Raw genomic sequence first — 11,453 nt, 5'->3', positions numbered from 1 at the left:
CGATCGGGAACATCCCGCCGGCGGAAGCAGAGGCAAACTTCTACGCCGCTCTGGAAACTGAAGACATGGCCGCGTAACTAACCCAAATCAGCCTCCGGCAAACCCGGCGCGGTTCAGGCCGCCCTTCATGGACGGCCCGAAGCTGGCGCTCGTTGGGGAAATTGTCGCCGCAGTGCGGCTCCGCCGAAGCGGACCTCGAAAGAATACACCCTTTAATCGAACCATGAGATGCCTATCTCTCATCCAAAGGGAGAGGACAGACATGGCACTCACAATGGACATGGACGCAAGGAAGGCCGAGTTGTTGTTGCGAGCGGCATTGCTCGATGATGCAAGCAACGTGGGAGAGAGGCTTGCTGCTTTGAGCGCTGACATCAAGGTCGATGATGACGGCGACGCGTGGATAACGTTGGACATTGACCTCTGGCCCGAAGACAAGGAGTCGCCTGAGGCCGAGGCTATTGCAAAAATGCTATGGTTAGAAATCGACTGGTCGGTGACCGATGGAACCTTTCCTTTCGCCTGGCCCGGTCTCAGCGCGCACTCCGACAAAACGACGACCTACTTCAAGATGGTGCTGGACGCGTATGGCGGCCAGAGGCCCGACAAGGGCCCCAAGTAGTCGCGGCCCTTTGCGGTCATTCATCCTGCCGAGTGCCCGTTGCAGTGCGGCCCGCCCAAACGGCCATTCGCCGCTCGCGCATGATCCAAATTGATTTGAACTCGGTGTCGCTGATCGTGCTGTAAGTGGCGGCGGTTTTATTGACCAAGAATCGGCGCGTTTCCCAGCAACACCTCGCCTCGCTTCAGGGATACATCAAAACCGCGACGAAACCGGGCCGTATGCGGTCGAGAAACTTAGTTCGTCGTGCTCAGGATTTCTCCAATTTTGAGCGCTTTCATAGGATTCCCGTCAACTTTTAGCTGGCGCATCATAAACGCCTTTGCGGGGTTCTTTACTCCCATAGCTATGTCGTAGAAGACGCTAGCGTCCGCCGTCAGAGTTATGTCAGCGGCCTGATCGCTCTCAATTGCTCCAGTTTCGTCCACATAGAGCGTCACAGTGCCCGGCATCTCTAGCCGCACGCTACCCTTTATCCGATTTTTTGCGCGTTCGCTCACGAGGTTTACGATTTCAGCCTTACTTGGTTTGGTCACGTTGGTCTCCTTCGCCCTGCATGGACACCGTTTTCGATTGCTCTGTCTAGTTTGACGCTGGGTCGAGACTGGAGAATTGCGCTCTCGGCCCAGAGCCGACGTTCGAGTATCACCGATGCTGCGTGGCTGCGCTCCCCGAAGCGGTCGTTTGACGTATTTCGCTGAAAATCATTAGCTAGAAGGTCAATCTTGGGATTTTTCGATCATTCCCAAGCCGAAAGTGGAAAGGCAGCTTACGCTGAGAGCGGCCCGTCCCGCACCCTCATACGCCAAGACCCGATCGGGGCTCGGTGGCACTTCTTCGCGCCAAAGAGCGACGATACCGGCATCGCCGGTAGGCGACCGATCATCCGTTTGGAACCGTTCCCGCCCGTAAAGCAGTCGCGAACGACCTTATCGACCTAGAACACGAACACCCCAAGCATCAGCCAGCCGATCGCATCATCGATTTGGATGCAGTTATAGGGCCAGAACTGCCGCAATACGTCAGCATCAGGATGCTTTTTGCCCTTGCTGGGGTCGGAACAAAAGATGCTCGCGCGCGGCGCCACAAGGGCTGCGACCTCGGGCGACGAGTTCCCGGAAGCGCCATGATGCATCACTTGAAAGACGGATGCCTTGTCGAGCCGGCCATGGGGCGTGAAGAAGTTCTCGAACCCTGTCCGACGCGGCTTTGAGTTCAGCGAACCATCTCCTGTGAACAGCATCGAGAAATGGGTTGCAGAGAGGCCCGACCTATCTGGCTCATGGCGCCAAGCCATATTACCAAGTCGGGTCTCGCCGGTCTCGAAATAGGCATCGGCAGGTGTCGACACCGGACCGCCGTACAGGAACAGTGAGATGATATTGCGGCGATAGGCGCTGTCGCCGAAGGTTGTGTCATAATGTGCCTTAAGTGCATCCTGGGCCGTTTTCCGGTCAGCCGGATTGCCGGCGGCTAGCAAGGTCTTGATCAGCGGTTCGACGGCCGCCGGGAAACCTGCCGGGCAACGCTTGGCCTGGTGTGCGTCGTTATACGGGACGAACTCCCATAATCCGTCGATGTCGAGCACCGATCCCACTTTCAGGAATTCCGCCGCCGACAGGCGCTGCCCCGTCACGTCGAGGATCTCGCCGTCGACCACGTCCGGGACGCGGTCAGTCTCCACCCGTAATTTCATCGGCCGGTCGTCGAGCTCGCCACGCGGACCTTCAGGCGGACCGAAGTCGGGCGCGGGCGGCGGATCACCCGCGCTCGGCGGCACAAAAACGATCCTCGCCTCCCCACCGCCGTCCACGCCGCGAAGGTAGCCGGCGGGATCGACTAAAAACTGCAGGAAGGCGGCATCAAGATCGTCAGCTGATGCCGCGATCCAGAACCGCTGCCAAAGCTGCAGGAAGGGCAGGAGGATCATCTTCACCTCGAAAAGCCCAAGCAGATGGATGAGACCAGAGATATGGTCCGCGTCGAAATGCGATAGCGCGACAAAATCGAGTTTGGGCTTTGACCCAGGCGCAGCGTTGCGCGCGGTGCATAGAGCATCGAGCTCGCTCTCGACCTGCGCTGCCGCGGTGACGCTGCCGCAATCATAGATCCAAGTGAAGGGCTGGCGGCGCCCCTGCTGCAATTTGCCCGAGTGGAGCATGCCCTGTCCCACAGGGTGGAAGCGATACTCGACCAGCCACGCATCCCCAAAGAAGCCCTGATCGCTGCAATAATGCCAAAAACAGGAGTGGGGAGGATATGTACTCCAGCCGTCGAGAAAGGCTTGCAACTCCGCGCGGGTCGCGGGCGGTGGCAGGGAGGATCGATTGGCCGACCGCAGTGCTGAGATCTTATTATGATTGAAGTCGCGCCCAGGCTGGCTGAAAAAGGCGTGGATCTTCTGATCCGCCAGTCCGGCATCAATCATCGCTAGGATGAGGCGGACGTCGCGAGGGCAAATGTCTACCGGGCCGGTTCGCACCAAGCCGTTGAGGCGCAGAGAGGAAGGGAATGTGGTCAACGGCCGTCTCATTCTATGGTGATGTCGCGTTCTGCCGATAACGCGCAGAAGTATGCGTTGTCGACGATTTAGGCGTCCGATCCCTCTCCCAGAGTGCCCTCGTCAGCTGCTGAGTCCGAGGAAGGGTTGGATTACGGCCCTCTCCGGCCATTGGCCGTTTCGCGATTAGCTACGGTTCAACTTCCCTGGAACGGACATCCATAGCCGCGCGCATGCTGGCCATTCAAGCCAAGGCCAACCAATCCTTCGGGGGGCAGTTTTGCGCGGAAGTCAACAGTCCCTAACTGTCCAGCCTCAGGATCGCCTCCACGACGCGTCGGGCACCAATAATGGGGTTGTCCAAGCTGATCGTCGCGGGAAGATCCACCCGGAAGGTGACCGACTGGGCATCCACATGCTGATGGGTGATGAGGTCATCGCGCCGCAGGACCTGGACGGCCGAGTCTGTCATGTCGTACCCGCGAACAAAGGTCACGCTAAATTTAGTCGTGAACGGTGCCTCGTTGACCATCGTGGCATGCTCGTATCCCATGCCCGACTCCGCGCCGTACACAGACACGCGCGTTAGGAACTCGTTGACCAAGCCGCTCGCCCCGGTGGCGTTGAGACGCTCAAGAATGCTCTCCACCAAGGAAGGGATCGACAAAGCATGCGCATTGAGATCTGCTTGGCACAGACCGATGCTTACGAGCAGCAGGCGCGCTTCCCCTGTGTCGTCATCACTGACAGGGGTAGGCTCGATTTGGTGGACGCCATGGATGGCGTGACTTGAGGTGGCGCGAGTAGTGGTTTTTATCTCTACGCCCGTGCCTTCCCATGTGAAGTCCCTTGCCGAGCGGCGCCAGCCATCCCAAGCCTGAACGATTGGTCCGACCTGAGGATCGGTCGCGCGGCGGCAAAGAGCGTCGAGTAGGAGCAGTTCCCCGACGAGACCGAGGATCGCGTTCTCGGAGATCTCCAAGCGATTAATGGCGAGTTCGATCAGCGGCTCGGTGACGGCAAAGGCGCGCTCCAAATTAACGTCAGCCTTTTCGCGCAGCAGTTCAGCGGCAATAAATGCACCGACCTGGTCGAAATGCCCCAGCGCGGGTAAGCAAATGCGGTTGGCGTTCAGCGGAGGCAGGCTGTCACGGTGCCAGGAGTGGTAGCGCATCGCAGTCTTCACTGTGCCGGTCCGGGGCCTTAACTCGTCGCCTGCAAGGAACAGTTCCAAGTGACCGCGACTATTCCGAGCGATCCCGACCACCTTCGCATCAGTCAACCAAGTTATGGCTCGGTCATCTCCGATTGTGCCCGCTGGAACGACGTTGATCTGGTTTAGAACTTCTTCGTAGCTGGTCATGGGAGTTCCTTCTAGACGATGGTCGCCCCAGCACGGGTGGCTGAAAACTGCTCCGGACCTCCCGCAGGGAGACAGACACCAACGGCGACCGTCGGGTGTTCGTCGTCCGAATGTTGATTGACGTAGAAGAGGATTTGACCGTCGGAGCCGCTGGGTCGCCACCCAGTGTTGTTGCTTGACGGCACGTCAGCGTAACGGTGGTAGTAGTCGAAGTAGACGTCACCGCGATATTGGGTCGGGCCGGCGTTGGGATCACTCGCACCCCAAGTGGTCTTGAGTTCGCCTCCGGCCACCCTCTTTGTGGTGGCGCGTATGTTGAATGGGAGCCGTGCCAAAGGACCTTTGGATATGGTGGCGCCATCTCCGTAGCGAATGCCGACCCAAAACCGTGGCTGCTCAGCATTCTTGCGCGTAAGGTCGGCGTAGGACCATCGATCGCCGGGCTGGCCGGTGACAAATAGGCCCGTGATCGACCGAGTGAGGCTGGCCGACCAAAGTCTAAGGTAGGCGGCGATGGCATAAGGACAGGCTCGCCTTGGCTGGTCTCCCCTACCATTCCTCACTGGAGGGCGATAGAGAGGTGCATCGGCCAGTGTGGCGACCGCGTTTGCGCGGGCTTCGATACTACTCCAGATGTCTGCGTGAAACCCTTCGTTCCCAGGCCGATAATCCGCGAAAGTGAGGCGATCCAAGACGTCGGCGGCCTCGGTCAGTTCGAGCGGAGCATCTAGGATCCGGCCCCGCAGCACTTTGGCGACAGTGAGGTCGCTGGATGGCCGGGCGAAGAGGCCAGCCACGATTTTTGCATTGGGATCCTGCCGTCCGCTATCATTGATGACTGTAATGAAGGGGCGTGCGCCGGGTGATAGTGGAAGGTTGCCCACGCCTGCGATCTTGCCTGTGGCTTCGAAATTGAGTCCCTGCAAGACGGTAGGTTTAGGGGCGTCGCTCATCATGCGCTCGGTGATGGCTGTTCGAACCGCTTCATCGACATCGTGATAGTCACGGAAGAGGGAGAGTTGGTCGCTGGAGGCGAAGACGCGGCACAGCTCGATATGTGACCCGCGGTAGCCGAACCAGCGCTGCATCTGCATCTGGGTGTCTGCCAGCGGATTGGCCGATGAACGCTGAAACAACGCCGTGGTCATCCCTTCCAGCGTCAGTCCCCGAGCCATGACATTCCCTGAGACGAAGATCGTGCAGAGGTCGCGAGCTGCTCTCCATTTTCCGGTGTCTGCATCCTGGATCGGTGCGTAGTCAGGGCGATCGTCAGCGTTAGGGTCGCTGTTGACCACTGCGATCCTGGTTCCGGGGATCACCTCCCTGACTAATAGGTCTTCGACCGTCTGCCAGTCCGGGAAACTTGCCGGTGGCTGGACGTCAAATTCCGCCTCGATCACTCTGGAGGAGGCGCGGTACTTTTCAAGCCATAGCGCCCATGGGGCGGGGTTCGCCAGCAGTTGATCCACCAGGGAGTGGGGAAGCCTGACATTTCCCGCATCGAGCATATCTCGAGCCGTCGCTCGATCCTGAATTCCCGCCCACATGAGGAGGTCCTCAGCACCCCGGAAGTGGTGCTGGATTGCTGCAGAAGGATGATACAGCATCGAGTGCGGCGAAGCCACTTTGGCAAAGGCTTCCTCCCTGGTGTCGAACTGCTCTACAAGTGCGGACGCTGGGCCGAGCCTGCCAGAGCGGTTTAGGCGGATAGCGCCCGCCACCAAGAAAGCTCGGACGGCGTCGGCGAGGTCCTGCTGCACGGAGTTGGTGGTGGGCACGCACAGTTTGGCTGCCTCTGCGCGGCGGTAGAATACCTCACCGCCGGTGTAGTAAAAACGGATCCCAGCCGCCTCGGGGTAAGTCGATGAGCGAGGGGCATTGATATTGCCAGGGTCGATTGTATCTACTGGATGACCGACGTCGAGCGGCGTCCGAAGAGAGATCACAAAGTCGCGTGGCGCCAGGGGGTTGTGATCCTCCTGAAGGAGGTTGGCCTGGGGGGTCGCCGTGTAGGCGATGTATGTCGAGAAGAGATTTTCAGGCGACCCCTGCGGAGGATCCCAGAGGTTGGCGATTGCACGCGGGATCTGCTTCAGGTTGCCGTAAATGGGGTCCTGCGAGGACTCGACGATGGCGTCGAGAATCGAGCCATCGTCGGCCTCATCGTCAAGCACAAGCATGTGGACGGGGCGACCAAGCTCCTTAACTTCTTTGAAAACGTTGTCGCGGAGGCTTGCTCCCAACGCATGCAGATGGTCAGTCTGCTTCATCGCCACGACGATAAGAGGCCTGCCCTGACTCAGCCGCTGTCGAACTTGTGCCGACGGCAAACGGTAGGTGGTTCTAAGTGGGTGGGTCTGTTCTGACAGAGCGATGCCAGGCGCAGGACACAGAAGGCGGCGCTTAATCTTCTGTGCGTTTTCCTCGCCCGAATCCAACTGCTGCACCAGCCTCTCATAGGTCTGGCGCCACAAGGAGAGACGGGTCCCGGCTAGGACGACGATGATGTCGAGGCCGTTGTCGATGGCCAAGGCTGAGACACCCAGCATTGAAGCGGTCTTGCCAGACTGGACTGAGCCCATGACGAGGCCCGTGCGCGAGCGGCTGGATGACCACTCTTCGAGCTTCGTAGTGTCGGCTGCCAATATTCCGCGCTGCAGAATGTAGCGGGAGTCCGCCTCAACGGAGGCACGCGCTGTGTCAGTCAAACCGACGAGTTGAGCCTTGTACCTCTCCCACCACGAGTCCGCTTCTTTGGGCGAGGGTGGATTGAAGTAGACGTGCTCGACGAGTGGGGAATTCACTTTCACCGCTCTCAAATTTTCGGTTTGATGCGCATCCGCTGCAACGATGCGTACCCGGAGGTCCCGAATTGCAGACGTATTGCCTCAGCCGCTTGATCAGGGTCCAGTCCCAATAGTTCGAGGAGACTTTTGGTGATCTTGGCGATGTAGTCCCACTGGGTTTTAGTCTGCGTCTTTTCGGGGCGTTGCCAGTCCGCGGATTCCTCGCTCGCCGTTCGGATAGCATCCGCATTGGCCTCGATGCGGTCCTCGATGTCGTCTGGAGAGGCCGCCAAGGCCATGGAAATGCCGACGAGGGAACCAACGAGTTGGAGTTCCTGCCACTTGGCGCCCTTGCCGCCATCCTTGAATTGATCCGACCACAACTCATCGTGCGATGAGTGAAGTTCGACTGCTTGTAGCAGCAGCGAGAACAGCTTGGTCAACGTCGATGAGTCGGCTAGCGGGTGCGACTTGTTTTTCTGAATCGCGATCAGCAACTGGTCGATGTTTCGGCTAGTCGATGCCAAGTCTTTCTCTTTGATGCCCTCTTTGGTGACCTCTTTGCTGTCATGCACAAGGACCGAGATGACCCAAGCGAGAACCTTAGTGCGCTTGTAGCGCGTGCCTCCAAAACCGTAGTCTGTCAGCGCCTCACCCAAGCGGCCAAGATCGTGGATACCAGCCAGAGATATAGCGATTTGGGCGACGTCAATGTTCGGGTCGGCGTCGCCGGCGGCGGCAAGGGTCGCGCGGGTAAGTTCGACCTCATGGTAAACGGCGTTACGGATCTCTTCAGCATTCAGGTGTACGCCCTGCTTGTTGTAGAGGCGAAAGACCTCATGGATCTGGGCTTGACTGGCCTGAGTGTATTCAATCACGGGAACGGTGTAGTCCACCGGGTCCTCGAATAACGCTTCGACGACAATTTGCTGATTAGCGACGTTGATCTCTCGACCCTTAATCTGCGTGTAGTACTTTCCGCGGAGAGGTTCGAGGTAGGGACCAACCAGCCCGCCGTCTCCGGTCGTTCGCAGCCTGAATGGGAAGTAGTATTCGTTCTCTAGTGTGGAATTGAGTGCGTAACCTTCCAGCGCTTTCCACGCACGGCGGAAAGCCGGGTAATCGTCGTTGAACAAATCAGTTAAATTTTTGTCCCCGTCCTCATCGAGACGTCCTTTATCGTTGAACTTTTTGTCACTATGCCGAGCGGTAACCTCGGCAACCTTCTGCTTAGCGACGGGATGCTTTCCCACAAACCGGAGGATGGCCGTGAGCCTCTGTTTGCCGTCGACCACCTCATGCGGCGTAGAAGGTCCGGTTCGCAGAAGAATGACGGATGGCAAAGGAACACCACGCAGGATGGACTCCATCAGGGCCTGTCTGTCGCCATTGCCCCATACGTCACCACGCTGGTATGACGGCGTCAGGTTGGGGGGCTTCTTCGTAAAGTGGTAGATCGCCCATACTGCGGCCTTTGCCGTGACCGGCTCCGGGGTCACCACTTCCTCGCCCGCGTCGATCTCGCCCCACGCGTCAACCCACGACTGGGTAGCGGTTCCGCGGCTAGTGCCCTTGGCCTCAAGTTCTTCAATAAAATCGCCTTGGAGCCGACCGGCTGCCTCTACCCGCTCGTTTAGGCGTTCGAGCGCGCGAAGACTCAGCGGCGGGTTGGCACCTCCGGAAGCTAGAAGGTCGGTGGGTTCAAGGTCGAGTTCAACGATTAGTGCCTGAAGGAATGATTCACCGCCCGTGGGCGGGAGGTCCTCGCTGAGGCTCAGCCAGCCTTGAACCTCAGCGAGTTTGTTCATCCACGAGTCAGAGGCGAAGTCGACATCGCTGCTGCTGAAAATTGACGAAACTGGGGGAACACCGTCGGGCGTGTCAGAAGCCTCGGAGAGTGTTGCCAACCCTTCGGCGATGCTCTCCAGGACGAGGACCCGTGGGTCTTCCTCGTCGAAGTCGTCTTCGTGTTCGTGTTCGATTTGATCAGTCATTCAGCAGCTCTTAACGGTTCGAGGTCAGCGGTGATGCTAGACGTGGGCCGGATGAGCCTGTGCAACAACCGTTCGGCTATTGCTTTGACAACGCGAGCGTTCACTGCGTTCCCCAAGGCTTTGTACGCGTCGATGTCGGACGCCGGCAATTGGATACCTCCGAGGGCCTGAAGTTCAGCGCATTCAGTTGGTGTCATGTAACGACGTTCGCCGGCCAGGTTAGCACCGAGGATGGGCACTTGGGTCTGCGTAAAGGCGATGAGACTTGGGGATGTAGTGGGACGCTTGACCCGCAGTCCTGACGCACGCACCTGTAACACGAAGTTGTCAATGTCACGGTCCTCACCTTGCGCGTTCCACTCCATCTTCTGGAAGCTAGACGGGAAGCTTTGCGGGCTCCATCTTGCGATCCAGGGATCGATCCACTGGCGGTTGGCCTGGTAGAACTCGCGGTTTTGCCTGATAAAAGTCCGCTTCCAGTGCGGAAAATTCAGTTCTCCCAAGCGGTTAGCGTGGCTAGGTATCCTCGCAGCTTGTTCGTCTAGCGAGCAGTCCAGGGACTGGCCGAAGCTGCCCTTGAAACCCATCCGGCTAAGACCCCACACAGGTCTTCGAACCCAAACCCCTGCTGGTGTCTCGTCCAGGTAGGGATAGGTTGCCCCAAACTCCATCGACCAGATCGGGAAAGAAGGCAGCTTCAGCGAAGCCGGCGAGCGGCGCAGGAAGTCGCCCCACATATCTATGGCTCGCAGCGTTTGTTCAGGGATGGCGCGCTTAGAATGTCCTTCCCGGCGCAGTACCGATTGGATTCCGGTTGGATCATTATGCTTCTCTGGCCACTTAAAATGATCGAGGCCCTGGAGTGATCCTACGAAGTAGGCGCGGTCTCGCACCTGTGGAATGCCGAAATTGTGGGGCGAGAAGTGCTCTACTTCGACGGAGTAGCCAAGCTCCTCCAACAAGCGAATGATCGTGATCTTAGTGCGGCCGCCGTCGTGCTTAAGGATATTGGGCACATTCTCCAAGATGAAGTGTACTGGCCGCTTGACGCGCAAAATGTCATGCACCTTGAAGAAGAGATTGCCCTGATTTGTGTCTTTAAAGCCCAACTGGTCTCCTGCTTTAGAGAACGGTTGGCACGGAAAACCAGCGGTAAGGACGTGGTGATCGGGCACGTTGCGGGCTATGATTTCGTCGCTGTGCAACTCGTTAAGATCACCCCAAGCGTCGACGCCGAAGTTGACCTTGTAGAGAGCCTTCAGTTTGGGCTCCCTCTCTGCAGCGAACACACCACGCCCCTCCAACTCATCGAGGGCGACGTGGAAGCCACCCAGCCCAGCGAAGAGGTCGACGAAACGGAAGGCCTCTTTACTAGTTCCCAAATTTCTGCCCCTTTCCGTCTCTGCCTGATTGGGCGAGATTTCTCATGATTTGCTCAAATACTCACATAGCGCCACTTCATGTTGTATGTCCAATAGTCTGTTGATCTCCACCCGGACTTGGCCCCGGGAGATGCGGAGAAAAATTTGTGCTGGTTTCACGGCACGAGGCCAAGGCGTCCAAGTTACGCGGTCGAACTGCATCCGTCTGGTTTTAACTTGATGCGCGTCTCGTTGTGCCAGCAAATGTACGCAACGACCTTGCCTATGAACTGGTCGTATGTGAAAATTCTCTGTTGACTCGCGTAGAAGAACTCGGTCTTCAGCCGGCCGAACAAGCTTTCGGAGGCGGCGTTGTTCTGTGAGCACGCCTTTCGCGACGTCGAGCGAACGGACTTTGCAGCCTTGCTTCCCTCGAGCTAGCCCAGTCAGCGATAACGCTGCCTACGGTCACTGTGAACAATTTGGTGCTCGCCTTGACCCGCAGCCGTCTCGGTCGCTGCATCGAGCATGGTGTCGCCCAAGGCCGCGTCGGGCTTGGTGCCGATCCCCCAACTCACGACAAGGCCGTCAAAGCAGTCCATTATTGAAACAGGTAGAACTTTCCGCCCCGGATCCGGTACTCGGTGATTTCGGACTGCCATGTCTCGTTCGGTGGATACAGCGCGACGCCAATGTCAGCTTGCGCCGGTGGCAGTTCGATAGCCTGCAAGTCCAACGAAGGTCCGGAATCCGCCCCTATCGACGGCGAGGTCGCTTACGCCCCAGAGCCACCGCAGCCCGATTGCGCCATACTGTGTAGCAGAGCC

7 protein-coding genes are annotated in these 11,453 nt (G+C 58.3%); 1 reads left to right on the top strand and 6 read right to left on the bottom strand.

Annotated features, from left to right (window positions below):
- The first annotated feature begins 262 nt into the window (after positions 1-262).
- Entirely contained in the window at positions 263-622 is a 360-nt protein-coding gene (locus BMI90_RS18335; protein WP_078530911.1) for a hypothetical protein, read from the top strand.
- A gap of 236 nt (positions 623-858) precedes the next feature.
- On the opposite strand, the gene BMI90_RS18330 is transcribed toward BMI90_RS18335, so the two are convergent.
- The 6 genes from BMI90_RS18330 to dcm all read right to left on the bottom strand — a co-directional run bounded on the left by BMI90_RS18330 (position 859) and on the right by dcm (position 10,647).
- Positions 859-1,158, bottom strand: coding sequence for an SCP2 sterol-binding domain-containing protein (locus BMI90_RS18330; protein WP_078530910.1), 300 nt, complete (start codon positions 1,156-1,158; stop codon positions 859-861).
- A 401-nt stretch (positions 1,159-1,559) separates the two neighbouring features.
- A complete protein-coding gene (locus BMI90_RS18325; RefSeq protein WP_146671358.1) occupies positions 1,560-3,143 on the bottom strand; it encodes a hypothetical protein in 1,584 nt (527 codons plus the stop codon).
- A 280-nt stretch (positions 3,144-3,423) separates the two neighbouring features.
- Complete coding sequence (locus tag BMI90_RS18320) at positions 3,424-4,485, bottom strand: PD-(D/E)XK motif protein (protein ID WP_078530908.1); 1,062 nt, start codon at positions 4,483-4,485, stop codon at positions 3,424-3,426.
- 11 nt (positions 4,486-4,496) lie between these two features.
- On the bottom strand, positions 4,497-7,016 hold the full coding sequence (locus BMI90_RS18315; protein WP_210401984.1) for a Z1 domain-containing protein: 2,520 nt from the start codon (positions 7,014-7,016) through the stop codon (positions 4,497-4,499).
- 284 nt (positions 7,017-7,300) lie between these two features.
- Positions 7,301-9,265 (bottom strand): DUF262 domain-containing protein, encoded by a 1,965-nt coding sequence (locus tag BMI90_RS18310; protein ID WP_078530906.1) that lies wholly within the window; start codon positions 9,263-9,265, stop codon positions 7,301-7,303.
- Positions 9,262-10,647 (bottom strand): DNA (cytosine-5-)-methyltransferase, encoded by a 1,386-nt coding sequence (dcm, locus tag BMI90_RS18305; protein WP_078530905.1) that lies wholly within the window; start codon positions 10,645-10,647, stop codon positions 9,262-9,264. The genes BMI90_RS18310 and dcm overlap by 4 nt, the downstream gene beginning before the upstream one ends.
- Positions 10,648-11,453 lie beyond the last annotated feature (806 nt).

Source organism: Thioclava sp. L04-15 (assembly GCF_002020275.1).
Classification (GTDB): Bacteria; Pseudomonadota; Alphaproteobacteria; order Rhodobacterales; family Rhodobacteraceae; genus Thioclava; species Thioclava marina.
This window is presented reverse-complemented; position numbering and strand designations above follow the sequence as displayed.